This is a genomic window from Epilithonimonas sp., from assembly GCF_032054305.1.
Lineage (GTDB): Bacteria > Bacteroidota > Bacteroidia > Flavobacteriales > Weeksellaceae > Epilithonimonas.
This window is the reverse complement of record NZ_DAMBSX010000003.1, coordinates 1-14,457: the sequence shown is the minus strand read 5'-3', so window position 1 is coordinate 14,457 and position 14,457 is coordinate 1. Positions and strand designations below refer to the sequence as shown.

The window sequence follows — 14,457 nt, the reverse complement described above, 5'->3', positions numbered from 1 at the left end:
ATTTTTTCCGACATTTGTTAAATCAATGCTGTTTCTAAATTTAGCAAAAAAATATCTCATCGACAGTCAGATTTATGTTTCATTAATGGGAACTTTTTTGGCTGCATTTTTTATGCTTGAGCAAAGTATATTCCGTTGGCCAAGTCTGTTACTTATTTTTATTACCTATTTCAGTGGTTATCTCTACACTAAATACCAATATGATAAAAAGATATTCATTAAGATTCTGATTTTCAATTTTATATGTGGAATTATCAGTGTAATTCTGATTCTGGAGAATCATAATGAAATACGACTTTTGAAATGGGCAATTATTGTAATTCTTGGACTGCTTTACAATTCCTTTTTTCTTGAGAAATTCATCAGAAAAATCCCATTACTTAAGATTTTTTACGTGGGATTGACTTGGGCTTTGATTAATTCTTGGTTGATTCTTCCTGAATTTAATTTAGAAATATTTTTCATTACTTGGTTATTCATCTCGGCTTTGGTTTTGCCTTTTGATATTCGGGATATGGAAAGTGATGAGGTGATTACTTTTCCGATTTTGATTGGTGTTCAAAAGACTAAATTTTTAGCCTATTTATTAGTTTTTATCTCAAGTTTGTTGAGTGTTTTTTATCTGGATTTAGTTTTTGCGTTGTGTTTTTTCTTGACTACAATTATCACATTTTTACTAATTTATTTTTCAGAAAATAATAATCGGGAAGCTTATTTTAGTTTTTTGGTTGAAAGCTGTAGTGGACTTCCTTTGTTATATCTTTTGGCTTACAAATTGATATTGCAGTTTTGTTAAAATCTCCGAATGTTCAATAACAAATCTATTCTTTTCATTTTCGTTTTTCTAAGTTTCTTTTCCGTTGCTCAGGCGCAGGAGAAAAAAGATTCTATTTATTATAAAATTGAAGAATTTTCGGACAAAAGAAGATTTACCAAATTCATTCATCGATTTATATTTCGTCGTGAGGCAGATTCGGCTTCGGTTAAATCAAGAACTGAAAAGCAAGTGCAAGAAACTTATGATGGGAAATATATACGAAACATCAGGATTGAGACGATTGACCCTTTCGGATACAACACCAAAGAAAAAAAAGAGAAAGCCAAATGGTACGATTGGTTCACGAATCATCTTCATTCAAACACCAGAATTTCGACAGTTAATAATTATCTGCTCTTCAAAAAAGATGAGGAATACAATGCGCAAAAACTCTATGAATCTGAACGTTTGTTAAGAGAAATGCCTTTTGTGAACAGAGTTAATATTGCGGTTGAAAATAGTTCCAATGATTCTATTGATGTCGTTGTTAAGGTTTTGGACTCTTGGAGTTTGAAGCCTCGTTTTAATTATTCCGGAAGTAAAATTGGCTTAGGTGTTACGGAAGAAAATTTTCTCGGTTTAGGACACGAAGCAGATTTTCTTTATCGAAATGATTCCAAGGAAAAGCAAGATTATATGTACGGAAGTTACACAGCTTATAATCTTTTTGGTTCTTATATCAACGCTCAGGTTTTAGGAGAAAGGGATTTTTGGAAAAATGAACGAATCAATCTAAACGCTAAAAGAGATTTTTTCTCGCCATTGACAAAATGGGCAGGCGGTTTCACATTCGAGTATTTTATGCGAAATGTTTTGCTGCCAATGGAAACCGAAACTAGTTTTCCGGAGGTTCAAATCAAAGTTTACAGTCAGGATTTGTGGGGCGGTTATCAGATTCCGGTTTCTGCAAACAAGGAAGAGAGAGTTTCCAGTAACATTGCGCTGATAGGACGTTTTCAGAATTATCAGTACAAAGACAGTCCTTATATTGACCAGTTTGGCTATTTCCGTTCTTACAGTAGCTTTTTGATGTCTGCTGGATTTATACAGAGAAAATTCTCGGTTCAAAAAAATATTTTCCAATATGATTTGCCTGAGGATATTGCGTATGGGAATTCGTTCAACTTAACAGCCGGAATTTTATCAAGAAGTAATGAAGTAATGCCTTACGCTGGTGTTTCGGGTTCGTATGGCGACTTTACAAAAATTGGATATTTCAGTGTGAAAGCTCAGTTTGGAAGATTCTTCAATGAAGATAGTCAAAACCGCGAGTCTTTTCGTTTTGATGGAACCTATTTTACTAATCTGATGGATTGGAAATTTGCTAAAGTCAGACATTTCTTTTCTCCAACTCTAGCGCTTGGAAATCCTCAGCATAATTATTCTTACAGAGACAGAATCAATCTTTCTGCTGCGGAAGATTTTCCTGTTTATAATGCAGATTACATTGGAACAAAGAAGTTGGTTTTGAGATATCAGCTTCAGCTTTTCGTTAATAAAACTTGGAAGAATTTCCATTTCAGTCCGTATCTAACGACGGCTATCGGTTGGTTGGCGATGCCTGATGACAAATTGCTGAAAACCAATGCTAATACAAAAGTTGGAATTGGAGTTTTAATTAATAATCCTTATTTGGTTTTCAATAGGATTCAGATTTCGTTTACCTATTATCCTAGAGTACCTTTCGATAATAACTCTGTTTTTGATTTTAACAGCAATAGGAATAATGTTTTGCCACTGAATAATTTTGGTACAGATATTCCACATTTTGTGAATTTTGGAAATTGATTTTGTAATCAAGAAGTTTTATCTTTACATAAATTTTTGAGTGATGGAAAATATTGAAACATTAAGAAGCAAATTAGTAGAAAGAATATTTTCTACTAAGAATGTCAATTTTCTACAAGCTATTGAAGATCTTTTTTTATCTGTTCAGCCTGAAGGGGAACCAGATAAGTATATTTTGTCCGAAACCCAAAAAGAAATGATTCTTATTGCTGAAGAAGATATAAAATATGGGAGGACAATTTCTGATGAAGAGTTAAGAAAATTGGATGAAGAATGGATGAAGTAAAAGTGATTTGGACCACACTTGCAAGAACACAGAGAAATGCCATTTTTGAATACTGGAATAATCGAATTAAAAGTAACTCTTATTCAAAAAAGTTAAATCTTATTATTTATCAAAAAATTGATTTATTGAAATCAAATCCTCTTATTGGTACTCAGACAGATTTTGAGTTCTATAGGATTTTACATTTTGAGAATTATGGATTGGTTTATAGAATAGAAGCTAATGTAATATTTATTATTTCTCTATGGGATAATCGTCAAAATCCTAAAAAACTGAAAAATCTTTTAGGATTATGATTATCAACAAACTTTTACTCATCAATTTCAAAAGCCACTCGGAAAGGAGCTTCGAGTTTTCTCCGCAAATCAACTGTTTTGTGGGAAATAATGGAGTGGGGAAGACCAATGTTCTGGATGCGCTTCATTATCTTTCTGTTGGAAAAAGTTTTTTGGGGAATTCTGACCTTAATAATGTGAAATCTGATGAAGATTTTTTTGTTATTGAATCCGAAATCCAGAATGATGAGAAAGAAGATATCATCAAGATCCTTCAACCAAAAGCGTCTAAAAAAGTCATCAAGAAAAATGATAAAAGCTACGACAGATTAGCTGACCACATTGGATATCTGCCGAGTGTGATGATTTCGCCTTACGATTCCAATTTGATTTCCGATTCTGGAGAAAGTCGCAGGAAGTTTCTGGATGCAATGATTTCTCAGACCGATTCTTCTTATCTTTTTGATTTGATTCAGTATCAGAAAACCATCCAGCAGAGAAATGCTTTGTTAAAATATTTTGCGAAGAACAGAACGTTTGACAAAGATTCTTTAGAGATTTATGATGATCCGATTTCAAATTTCGGAACAAGGATTTTCGAGAAGAGAAAAGAATTTGTTGAAAAACTGAATCCAATTGTTCAACATTTTTATGAAATCATTTCTGGCGGAAAAGAACTCGTAAATGTTATTTATGAATCTCATCTTTTGAATGACGATTTTCACAATCTCTTATCTCAAACTATCGATAAAGACAGAGCTTTGACCTATACTTCCAAAGGAACACACAAAGATGATCTGTTATTCGAAATGAATGGCAATTCAATCAAAAAAATAGGTTCACAAGGTCAGCAGAAATCATTTTTAATTTCATTAAAATTGGCTCAAATCAACCGAATTAAAGAACTTACAGGAAAATCTCCAATCCTTCTTCTGGACGATATTTTTGATAAGCTGGATGACACAAGAGTTTCGCAGTTGATAGAATTGGTCAACAAAGAAAGTTTTGGTCAGATTTTCATTACAGACACGCACAAAGAACGAACTGAAAACCTTGTGCGACGAATTAATGAGGAAAGTAGAATCTTTGAAATTTCATAATCTTGGTTTTCTGAACCCAAATTAAATTTCTTTAAAACAAGACAAATATCATATTCCAAAATAGTTTTTGGTAAGACTAAGTCAATATTTTTACAGAGTAATTTTTAATTATTCTAAATAAATATTATGAAAAAGTTTTACATTTCTGTTTTCGTCTTGTCGGCTATGATTAGTCAAGCACAAAGTTTTGAAGAGGTTAGCCAACCAGCTTTCCAGAATTATTTCTATTCTGCTGCTGCTGTTGCAGATTTTGACAACGACGGATTTCAGGATATTTTCTTCACGGGAGCCATAGATTCTGATGACGATACTAATGTTGATTTGACCTCCAACAGTCTTTATAAAAATACAGCTGGAAATTTCTCTTCCATTCAGGAGTTTGGAGACAATTCGGTTCATTTGAGTGCGGTCAAATTTATTGATTTTGATAATGACGGACTTTTGGACGTTATCACAACAGGATTGAGTTATAATGATATTGTGAATTATCAGCAATATCGATGGAAAAATACAGGCTCCGGTTTCACTTTGATGGATAATGCAGCCGGAAAAATCTACGGAGGATTAGATGTTTTCGATTTCAATCACGATGGTAAGCAGGATTATGCAGTCAACGGAACGCAGTATGTTGAAGGCGTCGGTTTTACACACGAATTGGATTTATATCTTAATAATTCAAATGGTTTCCAGAAAAGTACAGCTTGGGCGGCAGGAACACAAAACGGAAGTTTCAAAGTGATTGATGTTAATAATGATAATGAACTGGATTTAATCATCAATGGATATAATGCCGGTTATGAAGGAACTTTCTCTGTTTATATTAACGACAATGGAAATTTAGTTCAGAAGTCTGAACTTCCAGCAGTGAGCGACAGCAAAATGTCTTTTGCGGATTTCAATGGTGATGGTTTTCAGGATTTTGTCGTAGCAGCTCAGGATGGAAACTATGATGCGTATTTTGCGGTTTTCATTAACGATGGTCAAGGGAATTTTACAGAAAATAAAATCGAAGGCGAAGGATTGTCTGGTGGTGGAGTAGAAGTCGGTGATTTCAATAATGATGGATATTATGATTTTGTTGTCATTGGAGATAATGATTATGAATCCTATTCTAAAATTTTTCTTTACAATCCTCAACTTCAGAAATTTGAGAAAGATGAAAATGCGAACCTTTACAATTTGGGAAGCCAAGGAACTTTAGCTGTATTTGATTATGATAACGATGGGAATCTTGATATTCTAGCCAATGGTTTTGATTGGGCTGATGAAGATTTGTTGCCTTACACCAAATTATTCAAAAATAAAACAACAGTCACGAATCAAAAACCAAATGCACCAACCATTTTAATTGCAACAGATAGTGACGGTAAAATCAAGTTCACTTGGTCTGGAGCAACGGATGATAAAACACCGGAAAACTCTCTTCAATATGAATTATCTGTAGGTTCAGAAACCGGAAAAGCTGACATCGCAAAATATATTGTAACGACAAAAAGCTGGTATTTGGACAAAACTAATTTACCTTCCAAAATATTCTGGAGTGTAAAATCTGTTGATGCTGCGAAGAAGTATTCGGATAAATCTCAGGAAAGAGAATTAGCAGTTTTAGGTGTTGCAGATGTTAAAAATACAACTGTTTCCTTCTATCCAAATCCCGTAAAAGATGTGTTGACTGTAAAATCAACAAGTAAAATAAAAACGCATAAAGTGTACAACCTTTCAGGTCAAATCGTGAATGCGACCTTGACATCAGATTCTACGATAGATTTCTCTCGTTTGGAAAAAGGTGTTTACATTGTAGAAATCCAGTTGGAAAATGACAAAAAAACCACTCAGAAAGTGATTAAAAACTAATAACCAAATTTCATATCCATATCTACATTTTAAAAGAAAAGCCCATTCAGGATTCTGAATGGGTTTTTCGATTTTTATATTGTTGAAAAGAAATACAAAGCCTCAACATAGCCCTGATGGGAACGGCATCCTTTTTTGTTATTGCGATTGTTGGAAAGTCAACAGACTGATTCACTTTGTTCGCAATGACAAAAAAGATATAGTGGACAGCAGGTTGGGATGTTCTACCGAAGCCAGAAACTTGTTGCTCCTAAAATTATAAAAAACTACCGTCAAATGAGAATGGTAATAAGTCTCTGATAGATTTTGTTTTGATGATTTCTCCGTTTGGTGCTGCAAAATAGATTTCGATTTGTTCTTTTTGCTTAGCTTCGTATTCCAAAATGGATTGTCTGCAGCCACCGCAAGGTGGAATTGGAACGGAACTCAAAGCATCTTCTGGTCCGCCAATCACAAATATTTTTTTGATTTTTACATCAGGATAATTCGCCGAAGTCCAAAAAATTGTCGTTCTCTCAGCACACAAACCGGAAGGATATGCGGCGTTTTCTTGGTTACTTCCTGTGATTATTTCGCCGTTTTCCAGAAGAAGCGCACAACCAACAAAAAAACGGGAGTAAGGCGCATAAGCTTGTTCTCGGATGGTTTTAGCTTTATCAAAAAGTGTTTTTTCTATATCGTTGAGTTCATCGTAACTCGGGATAACTTCAAAGTTGATTTTTATCTCTTTTTCCATTTTTTAAAATGAGGGAGGTAAAAATACATTTTTTGTGGAAATAAATTAACATTAATTGAAAAAAAACATCTAAGAGATATGTTACGACCATTTTTAGCACTTATTTTTCTGTTTATCATTGGATTGACACACGCTCAGGACAAGATTTTTTGGAATGAAAACAGGAAGTTGGTTTGGGAAGATTTCCAATCCAAAACGCCACCGAATACTTCCAGAGCCGCCGCGACAACCTTTTGCGGAATCTCTTATTTGTTGAACAGTCCAACCAAAAAATTCACTTCCAAAGAAGTTAAGATCGAATCCTTTTTTGTGCCTTCAAAATCCTGGGCGCATAATGACCACAAAACGGATTTGGTTCTGATGCACGAGCAAAGTCATTTTGATATTGCCGAATTATTTACACGAAGGTTCAGAAAATTGATTAGCGACAAAACAATGGATGCAAAGGTGCTTCAAAAGTATTATACTAATATCTATGATAATTACAAGGATTATCAGCAGGATTATGAAACTGTGACCAATCATGGCAGAATCCGTGATAAACAATTGGAATATACTGAGGAAATCAATCAGGAAATAGAAAAATTGTCAGACTTTAAAATCTAAATTTTCGGTTTTCCTTCTTCTCAGACAATTTCTTTTTGTTGTCGATGCGTTTCTGGATTTGACCTTTCGAAGGCTTTGTAGCAACGCGTTTTTTTGGAACAAAGAGTGATTTTTCAACCAGTTCCAACATTTTATCGGTCACAATTTTTTTATTCTGAAGTTGCGTTCTACTTTCTGATGAAGTCATTTGCAGCAAACCGTCAGAATTAATTCTGTTTTTCAATTTTTCCGAGATTCGAAGTTTTTCATCAAAAGAAAAAAACTGACTTTCCATTACGTTCCACATTGCTGTTACGGCGGTTTCTACCTTGTTCACATTTTGTCCGCCTGCTCCAGAAGAGCGGGATGTTTTATAACTGATTTCGGTAGAAAAATCTTTCATTTTAGTTATTAATCAATTTTTTTAATTCATGACGATTAACTTTTCCGTTTGGCGTTCTTGGTATTTGTTCCACAAAAATAATCTCTTTTGGCTTATGAAATGACTTTTCGAATTTTAGATTATCAATTTTAGATTTTAAATGTTCAAAATTTTCTCCCTCAATGATTAAAACTAATTTCTGACCTAATTTTTCATTCTCGATTCCAAGAAATACAACTTCATTCGGAATTTCTTTCTTAACGATTTTTTCTAATTCTTCAGGGAAAATCTTCGCACCTCCGGAATTAATTATATTATCAATCCTTCCCAAAAACCTGAATTGCTTTTTATCATTAATTTCTACCAAATCATTGGTCTGCAAAACTTCTGAATTCAGTTTTGGAGCAACTATTTTCAAACAACCTCTTTCATCTAAAGAAATTTCAACGCCATCAAAAACCGTAAACCAATCTTCCTGATTGGGGGAAACCTGTTTTAAAGCGATATGAGAAAGGGTTTCGCTCATTCCGTAAGTCTCGAATATTTTGGTTTGAGAGTTTGAGGATTTAAGGGTTTGAGAGATTTTACTTTTTAAAGTTTCTGAAACTGATGCACCGCCAATAATTAGATTTTTTATTAAATGAATTTTCTCCAAAGAATTTTCAACTTGTAAAGGTATCATTGCGCAAAAATCAATTTCTTCATTGGTATTTTCTAAAGGATTAAGTGAAATTGGAGCAATTTTCAGTTTTAATTTTCTCGAAATACTTCTTACAACCATCATTTTTCCCGAGATATATTCAATAGGAAGACAAAGTAGAGCTGAATTTCCTTCTTTTAAATCCAAAAAATCACAAGTCATCTCCGCCGAGTTCAACATTTTTGATTTTTCTATATCAAAAATTTTCGGAATTCCGGTTGAACCAGAACTCTGAATTTTCACCGTTTTCGACTCCGAAAACCATTCTTTTATGAAGTCTAAAACTTTGGTTTCAAATTCGTTAGATGAAGTCAAGTTGATGGGTAATGCTTTGGAAACGTCGATTGTCATTAGGTTGAGCGAAAAATTATTTTATAAAATTATGCATTTTTTTTCTAAATAGTTTGGAAGTTAAAAAAAAAGCCCTAAATTTGCACCACAATAAACGACAGACCCATGGTGTAACGGTAGCACTTCGGTTTTTGGTACCGCCTGTCGGGGTTCGAATCCCTGTGGGTCTACATTGTAAAATTAGCAATCAATTGAAATTCAGTTGGTTGCTTTTATTTTTTATTGCTTTTTAATTCATAGGTCAAGGTTCAGGTCAAGGATAACATAAAAATGGCATTTATATGTAATTAAATCGAAAGGCTGTTTAAGTCAATATTTCTGGTGTAAATATTTGTTTTTTTAATAATTTAATTGTTAAAAAACATAGGAAAATCCTATAGCTTGAAAAAAACACCTCATACATACCATAATCCCTCGCTTTTACTAATAATTTTTTTCAAAATATTTTTTGCTTGATGCCACCCCTACCTTTTATAAATTGATTTTCCTTTTCAAGAAGGGAGGGGTAATTTCTATATAGACCCTTCTCTCTAAAATTTTGTAAATTTTAATTAACCCTTTTTGTAAATTATTTTACTTCTTGCCGGATATTGTTAGATTATATGATGGATTAAGCAATAAAAAGTAGCCTACATACCTATGCATAATTAAGATTTTAGACATTATCTTTTTTGTTTAAGGTAATGATATTACAGAGGATATAAAATTGATAAATGAGGGATATACTGTAGTTTATTTTACGAAATAAAAATTAATGGATTGGAAAAATAGTTATGTGTAGAAAAAATAAACTTTTTACATCCAGAGTAGTCTCACATTTTATCAATACGATGCTAATTACTGTTTATTTTACATAGATTTTGAATAAAAAAATACTCCTAATCCAGAAAATGCTGTTGTTAGAAAAATAATACTCAACGTATAGAGAATAACGCTAATAAGTTCTAAAACATTTATTCTATCTTTCTGTTCTATTGGTTTTTTACTATTAGAATCATATGTAGTAAAACGAATGTCACCAGTACTTGATTCATTAACTTCTATTCTGCCATATCCATTTTCCCCTCTAACTGTATAATAAGTATCTCCAATATAAATGCTTTTAAGTGTCAAAAAGGATGACAGCGTAATAAAAGAAAGTATTGCAAAAACTACAGATAAATTACGTGCTTTTGATAGTATAGACAATTTATCCTCAAATAAAAACACAAAAGGGATTGTCAATAATGCAAAAGTGGTGGGAAGCCCGATATAATATTCACTAAGTGCAGAGTCTTTAATTTGTCTCGTGTTTAAAAAGTAAATTATTGTAGGTAAAATAACTGTAAAAGAAGCAAGCAGTCCCCAAAATGACTTTAAGAAAGTCGCAAATTTATGAAAATTAAAAGCTCCTGTCATTTTTTTATAGTTTTTTGGTTATATAGCAACTTAGCAATTAGCAGAAAAAAATGACTAAGTCAATAGAAATAAGAACTTTAATTCAAGTTCGACCAAACTGAGCCGATATTTTTCCATGAACTAAATTACGAAAAAACTGTGAATGGAAAAATTGGCGCAAATGTGATATTTTCGTCTTAGAGTTTAGTCTGCTTTTTGCCAATATAATGTTAGCTACAAATACAATTAAACTTTTAAAATTTTTCTTCCAGCTCTAATTAATTCATCGTAAGAATCTAAAACCTCTTTTTTGTCTTTGTTCAGAATTTGCACAGCATTTAAATATTTTTCTGGATGATTATCTCTCCATTCTTTTGGAACGCCTTGAAAATCTTTATTGTTTTCTGGAAAAGTATTTACACTTAAATCGTTAGTGAATATTTGAATTTTTTGTATTAATTTTCTTTTTAACTCTTCCAAGTCACTATTTAAAAATTCAAAATTCGGGTTTTCACTAAGCATTTCGTCAAAATCGAAAAATGTATAAGCTTTTTCTTTTTGAAAGCCATTGTTAAAACTTTGCTCTCGTAACCAATTAATATCTTTTTCAGCAGGAAGAAATTCAGTTCTAATTTTATTAAATAACTGGATGTCTAATTTTTTACTTTCTTCATCATATCCGTAATTTGAAGCATAAGTTAAACTTAGTATATCGACTCCATCAAAAGAACCAATTTCTTCAGTTTTATTTCTTTTTCTCTTCTTAATAGAAATATAAATTAGAAGAATTATAATAAAAAAAACTAATGTGATTTGCCATAATTCAAACTTGCTATTCCAAAAATTGCTTAAAGTTTTATAAAAAGATTCTTTCTTGATTACTGATTGAAGATAATTGTAAATGAGGGTAAGAATACTTAAAATCAACGCCGCTATTATTTTGCTCCAAACAGGGTCTTTCCAAATTTTTTTTAACTTTTCTTTCATTCACTTTCCAACTTGATTTTTTGATATAATTGTAACTAACGCCAAATATCCAAAATAAGATTCAATCATCAAAATATTTTTCAATTTCGCAAATATGTAAAATATGAATTTAAAAACACTAATATTTTTACTTCTACTACGACATTGAATTAAGCGAAAATAAAAGGTATGCACAATTAAGATATTAGCATTTTAATGCAATAGCAAATACAAAATTGATAAATTTGAGATATACTGATTGGGGTGTATTTTATGAAATAGTATTAGTCGAATGGAAAAATAGCAGAGACTAAAAGTGGGTGAATTTTCAATTCAAAGTTTAATCCTGATTTTGCAATGTCTTTTATTTTATATTTTTATAAGTATCTACAAAAGAGGAAGGCATTAAATTATCGAATAAAAGATAAATTAAAAATGAATCTCCGATTGTAACCTTTTGGTTGTTTACTGTAATTTCAATAGCTCTATTTTCAAAAATAAACGGTTTGTATTTTCTTTCCGTATCGAGAATTTTATGAGTTTCTTTTTTGCTCAACCATTTTGCGTTAATTCCTTTAGAATTAAACAGCTCTATCAATCTATCCAAATTTATAGCAAGATAAATTTTTAATCTTCCAAACATAATATCAAAAATATTTTCTACACCAAAGGGTTTAAAAAACATTGGGTCTTTTAAGGGCATTCCAATTAAGCTAATATAATCAACTATTATTTTTTTATTATAAATATGATTGACGATTTCTTTAAATAAGTATGGCGAAATTGCTCTTTTATTCTCTTGATAAATACCAATATATATTATTTCCTCAATTTCTCCATAAGCTGAATTATTTTTTTTAGATTCTTCAATGAGATTCATTAAATACTCAAAATAGTATTTTCTTTGGTGTGTGGACTCTAAAATTTTTATTTTTTCGTTAGAAAAGGGGTCTATTCCTTCTTCATTTTTGAGAAAATTAGAAACTTTAATTCCTTTTTCCATTTGTTTTAAAGTTCTTTCTGCTTGATCGAAAAATTTATTATTTTTATCGCTGTAATCAACTTTAGCTACATCAAAATTATCTTTATCGATATAATCAAAAAACTCAAAAATTTTCTTTTGAACTGTACCTTCTTTGCACTCAACTATTGCAATAGTATTTTCTTTTATTAATAAAATATCTCCAATATCAATAAATGAAGTCAAATCAGTAATTAATGCAAAGCATCCATTGTCTTCATTATGAAAATGTTCAACTGCTTTTATAACAGATTGTAAATTAGTATTTAGTAAATCTGGTCTGTTGGTATCCCCAGAAAAGAATCGCCTTGCTTTATAATAATCTCCTTTAAATATTTGCCAAGCTATAAAATCTGCAAAATGGCGCAAAATTTTGATTTTATATTCAGTAATCCTTAACTCAGAATTTAATTTCTGAACTAAATCTTTATTTTTGTTTTGTCTTGTTTCTTTTATTTTTTGTTTAATTTCCTTAAGCACTAATAAAAGGGGTAAAATTTCTTGAATAATTAAATTTTGTCCAAGTCTGAAACCTTTATGGACTTGAATAAGAAACTCAATTTTATCTTGTTCAGTAATATTTTCTAGATTTCTAAAATCTAGAGGTTTATTTTTAATTCCGTATTCGGCAATGAAATGAAAAATTTCTCTAACCTTTATTTCAAATTTTTCCAATCGAATAGTATTTAAGCTTTCCACTAATACCAAATATCCAAAATTAATTTCAACCATCAAACAGTTTTATTTCTATTGGATGTAATACTTAAAATATACTAGGATACGTACTCATGCAGGGGTGATATTTTAGATATTATCTTTTTTGTTTAATAGCAATATATCATATAGATATAAAAATAGATAAATTGTAGACTGTGCATTGGTGTCCTTAAAAATGTTTTTATAAAAAATAAAAGAGCATATCAAAATATGCTCTTACAAGATTCAATTTAACAAATCATTACTTCTTATAAGTTTCAGTTATTTTATTTCCTCCATCAGTAAACTCCCATTTCAAAGAAGATGAGGTTAATTCTGTAATAGTAAAATAAGAAGTTCCTGTACCTGCTTCATCCCATTTTATAGTAAGCTTGTTTTCATTTTTAGTCCATTTTCCAGATTCAACAATGTCTTGACCGTTGTTTCCAAAATGTTTGTAAGTGAAATTAACTTTTCCTGTTGACGTAAATTCTATTGGACTACTATCAGGTGTTCCTGTAACTGAATTTGAAACACCTGTCCAAGTTCCAATTATTGAACCGTTTTGCGCTGTTTCTTCATTGTCATTATCATGATTACACGAAATAAATGTTGCGAAAGACAAGATAAGAATAACTAAAAATACAAATGTTTTTTTCATGGTTTTAAGTTTTAAATGTTTGTTGATTTTGTTTAATTATTTTGGGTTGAAATTATGATAATCGAATCCTTGAAAAATATTGGTACATGTACCCATGCAGGGTTAAGATTGTAGACATTATCTTTTTATTTTGATAGGTAAGTATTAAACAAAGAATAAAATCGTATTTTTTAGAATCAAATTTTTCTCCCAATCATTAAGTTTTGATTTATGGTCTATTACAAACATAATCATATATAGCTTCTCCCATAGAATCTGGAATAATCTCTGATGTTTGAGGTATGTTGTCAGAATCTATAACAACCCCTTCAAAATTATAATCAGTTCGAGATATAGTAGTAATTTGTTTTTCAGAACAGTTTAATTTTAAATGCCTTAAAGTGCTATTACTATTTTTTGTAATCCAAACTCCCTTTTTATTTTTATATTTTTTAGGTTCTTCAATTATTTTAACCCAAAAATCGTAATCATCAGACGATGCGTATTTTGGTTTAGTAATATTTTTCAGATACCACTTACTACCATTAGAAGAACTACTAATAAATTCCCATTCTGTTTGAGAATAAAAACAAGCTGAAATAATACAACAAAAAGAAGTAAATAAGATTTTCATAGTTGAATGATTTTTAATCACTCAGCCCCAAAGTGAAGTGCTATTAAAATGAAAAAACGTGGGACTAAACTTAATTTGCAAACAGAGGTTCTGACAAAACCCATTACCACAAACAAGATAGCCCACGCAAGCGTGAGCATCAACTGTTTATTCTGTGGTAATGATGAAACTGTCAGATTTCTGTTTACAGAATAAAAGTGAACTTGCAACTATTTTTGAGACAAAATTTATATACTCTTTATGCTACAT

Annotated in this window: 16 protein-coding genes and 1 tRNA gene; 9 read left to right on the top strand and 8 right to left on the bottom strand. The window is 31.1% G+C overall.

Going from position 1 to position 14,457, the window contains the following annotated elements:
• Positions 1-25: 25 nt before the first annotated feature.
• The 6 genes from RTX21_RS06985 to RTX21_RS06960 all read left to right on the top strand — a co-directional run bounded on the left by RTX21_RS06985 (position 26) and on the right by RTX21_RS06960 (position 6,120).
• On the top strand, positions 26-796 hold the full coding sequence (locus RTX21_RS06985; protein ID WP_312766352.1) for a hypothetical protein: 771 nt from the start codon (positions 26-28) through the stop codon (positions 794-796).
• A gap of 9 nt (positions 797-805) precedes the next feature.
• Entirely contained in the window at positions 806-2,605 is a 1,800-nt protein-coding gene (locus RTX21_RS06980; protein WP_312766350.1) for a hypothetical protein, read from the top strand.
• A 43-nt stretch (positions 2,606-2,648) separates the two neighbouring features.
• Positions 2,649-2,891, top strand: a complete 243-nt coding sequence (locus RTX21_RS06975) for a hypothetical protein (RefSeq protein ID WP_312766349.1) — start codon at positions 2,649-2,651, stop codon at positions 2,889-2,891.
• The gene (locus RTX21_RS06970; protein ID WP_312766348.1) at positions 2,879-3,187 is read left to right on the top strand and encodes a type II toxin-antitoxin system RelE/ParE family toxin; all 309 of its coding nucleotides are present in this window, start codon (positions 2,879-2,881) and stop codon (positions 3,185-3,187) included. Before RTX21_RS06975 ends, RTX21_RS06970 begins: the two co-directional genes overlap by 13 nt.
• A complete protein-coding gene (gene recF / locus RTX21_RS06965; protein ID WP_312766347.1) occupies positions 3,184-4,266 on the top strand; it encodes a DNA replication/repair protein RecF in 1,083 nt (360 codons plus the stop codon). Before RTX21_RS06970 ends, recF begins: the two co-directional genes overlap by 4 nt.
• 126 nt (positions 4,267-4,392) lie before the next feature.
• Positions 4,393-6,120: a T9SS type A sorting domain-containing protein gene (locus tag RTX21_RS06960; RefSeq protein ID WP_312766346.1), complete on the top strand. Its 1,728-nt coding sequence runs from the start codon at positions 4,393-4,395 to the stop codon at positions 6,118-6,120.
• Positions 6,121-6,376: 256 nt separating this feature from the next.
• Here RTX21_RS06960 and RTX21_RS06955 read toward each other — a convergent pair whose 3' ends face one another.
• Positions 6,377-6,856 carry a cytidine deaminase gene (locus RTX21_RS06955; protein WP_312766344.1) on the bottom strand — a complete coding sequence of 160 codons (480 nt, stop codon included), beginning with the start codon at positions 6,854-6,856 and terminating at the stop codon, positions 6,377-6,379.
• 78 nt (positions 6,857-6,934) lie between these two features.
• On the opposite strand from RTX21_RS06955, the gene RTX21_RS06950 reads away from it, so the two are divergent.
• The gene (locus RTX21_RS06950) at positions 6,935-7,462 is read left to right on the top strand and encodes a hypothetical protein (protein WP_312766342.1); all 528 of its coding nucleotides are present in this window, start codon (positions 6,935-6,937) and stop codon (positions 7,460-7,462) included.
• Here RTX21_RS06950 and arfB read toward each other — a convergent pair.
• Both arfB and RTX21_RS06940 read right to left on the bottom strand, forming a co-directional pair.
• Positions 7,452-7,844 (bottom strand): alternative ribosome rescue aminoacyl-tRNA hydrolase ArfB, encoded by a 393-nt coding sequence (gene arfB, locus RTX21_RS06945; RefSeq protein WP_312766339.1) that lies wholly within the window; start codon positions 7,842-7,844, stop codon positions 7,452-7,454. The two genes, RTX21_RS06950 and arfB, sit on opposite strands and share 11 nt — an antisense overlap.
• Position 7,845: 1 nt before the next feature.
• Complete coding sequence (locus RTX21_RS06940) at positions 7,846-8,874, bottom strand: long-chain fatty acid--CoA ligase (protein WP_312766336.1); 1,029 nt, start codon at positions 8,872-8,874, stop codon at positions 7,846-7,848.
• A gap of 99 nt (positions 8,875-8,973) precedes the next feature.
• Between RTX21_RS06940 and RTX21_RS06935 the strand changes: the two genes are divergently transcribed.
• Positions 8,974-9,044 (top strand) — tRNA-Gln (locus RTX21_RS06935).
• Between the two features lie 679 nt (positions 9,045-9,723).
• On the opposite strand, the gene RTX21_RS06930 is transcribed toward RTX21_RS06935, so the two are convergent.
• From RTX21_RS06930 to RTX21_RS06910, 5 genes are all read right to left on the bottom strand, one after another.
• Complete coding sequence (locus tag RTX21_RS06930) at positions 9,724-10,272, bottom strand: hypothetical protein (RefSeq protein WP_312766334.1); 549 nt, start codon at positions 10,270-10,272, stop codon at positions 9,724-9,726.
• A gap of 225 nt (positions 10,273-10,497) precedes the next feature.
• On the bottom strand, positions 10,498-11,238 hold the full coding sequence (locus RTX21_RS06925) for a hypothetical protein (protein ID WP_312766333.1): 741 nt from the start codon (positions 11,236-11,238) through the stop codon (positions 10,498-10,500).
• A gap of 343 nt (positions 11,239-11,581) precedes the next feature.
• Entirely contained in the window at positions 11,582-12,970 is a 1,389-nt protein-coding gene (locus RTX21_RS06920) for a hypothetical protein (protein WP_312766331.1), read from the bottom strand.
• Between the two features lie 226 nt (positions 12,971-13,196).
• Positions 13,197-13,595 (bottom strand): lipocalin family protein, encoded by a 399-nt coding sequence (locus RTX21_RS06915; protein ID WP_312766330.1) that lies wholly within the window; start codon positions 13,593-13,595, stop codon positions 13,197-13,199.
• Positions 13,596-13,803: 208 nt separating this feature from the next.
• The gene (locus RTX21_RS06910; RefSeq protein WP_312766329.1) at positions 13,804-14,208 is read right to left on the bottom strand and encodes a surface-adhesin E family protein; all 405 of its coding nucleotides are present in this window, start codon (positions 14,206-14,208) and stop codon (positions 13,804-13,806) included.
• Positions 14,209-14,256: 48 nt separating this feature from the next.
• Between RTX21_RS06910 and RTX21_RS06905 the strand changes: the two genes are divergently transcribed.
• Entirely contained in the window at positions 14,257-14,403 is a 147-nt protein-coding gene (locus RTX21_RS06905; RefSeq protein ID WP_312766327.1) for a hypothetical protein, read from the top strand.
• Positions 14,404-14,457 lie beyond the last annotated feature (54 nt).

Bases quoted from the DNA above. Each gene is read 5' to 3' on its own strand.
- RTX21_RS06985 (WP_312766352.1), top strand. From the start codon at position 26: ATGCTGTTTCTAAATTTAGCAAAAAAATATCTCATCGACAGTCAGATT.
- RTX21_RS06980 (WP_312766350.1), top strand. From the start codon at position 806: ATGTTCAATAACAAATCTATTCTTTTCATTTTCGTTTTTCTAAGTTTC.
- RTX21_RS06975 (WP_312766349.1), top strand. From the start codon at position 2,649: ATGGAAAATATTGAAACATTAAGAAGCAAATTAGTAGAAAGAATATTT.
- RTX21_RS06970 (WP_312766348.1), top strand. From the start codon at position 2,879: ATGGATGAAGTAAAAGTGATTTGGACCACACTTGCAAGAACACAGAGA.
- recF (WP_312766347.1), top strand. From the start codon at position 3,184: ATGATTATCAACAAACTTTTACTCATCAATTTCAAAAGCCACTCGGAA.
- RTX21_RS06960 (WP_312766346.1), top strand. From the start codon at position 4,393: ATGAAAAAGTTTTACATTTCTGTTTTCGTCTTGTCGGCTATGATTAGT.
- RTX21_RS06955 (WP_312766344.1), bottom strand. From the start codon at position 6,856: ATGGAAAAAGAGATAAAAATCAACTTTGAAGTTATCCCGAGTTACGAT.
- RTX21_RS06950 (WP_312766342.1), top strand. From the start codon at position 6,935: ATGTTACGACCATTTTTAGCACTTATTTTTCTGTTTATCATTGGATTG.
- arfB (WP_312766339.1), bottom strand. From the start codon at position 7,844: ATGAAAGATTTTTCTACCGAAATCAGTTATAAAACATCCCGCTCTTCT.
- RTX21_RS06940 (WP_312766336.1), bottom strand. From the start codon at position 8,874: ATGACAATCGACGTTTCCAAAGCATTACCCATCAACTTGACTTCATCT.
- RTX21_RS06930 (WP_312766334.1), bottom strand. From the start codon at position 10,272: ATGACAGGAGCTTTTAATTTTCATAAATTTGCGACTTTCTTAAAGTCA.
- RTX21_RS06925 (WP_312766333.1), bottom strand. From the start codon at position 11,238: ATGAAAGAAAAGTTAAAAAAAATTTGGAAAGACCCTGTTTGGAGCAAA.
- RTX21_RS06920 (WP_312766331.1), bottom strand. From the start codon at position 12,970: ATGGTTGAAATTAATTTTGGATATTTGGTATTAGTGGAAAGCTTAAAT.
- RTX21_RS06915 (WP_312766330.1), bottom strand. From the start codon at position 13,595: ATGAAAAAAACATTTGTATTTTTAGTTATTCTTATCTTGTCTTTCGCA.
- RTX21_RS06910 (WP_312766329.1), bottom strand. From the start codon at position 14,208: ATGAAAATCTTATTTACTTCTTTTTGTTGTATTATTTCAGCTTGTTTT.
- RTX21_RS06905 (WP_312766327.1), top strand. From the start codon at position 14,257: ATGAAAAAACGTGGGACTAAACTTAATTTGCAAACAGAGGTTCTGACA.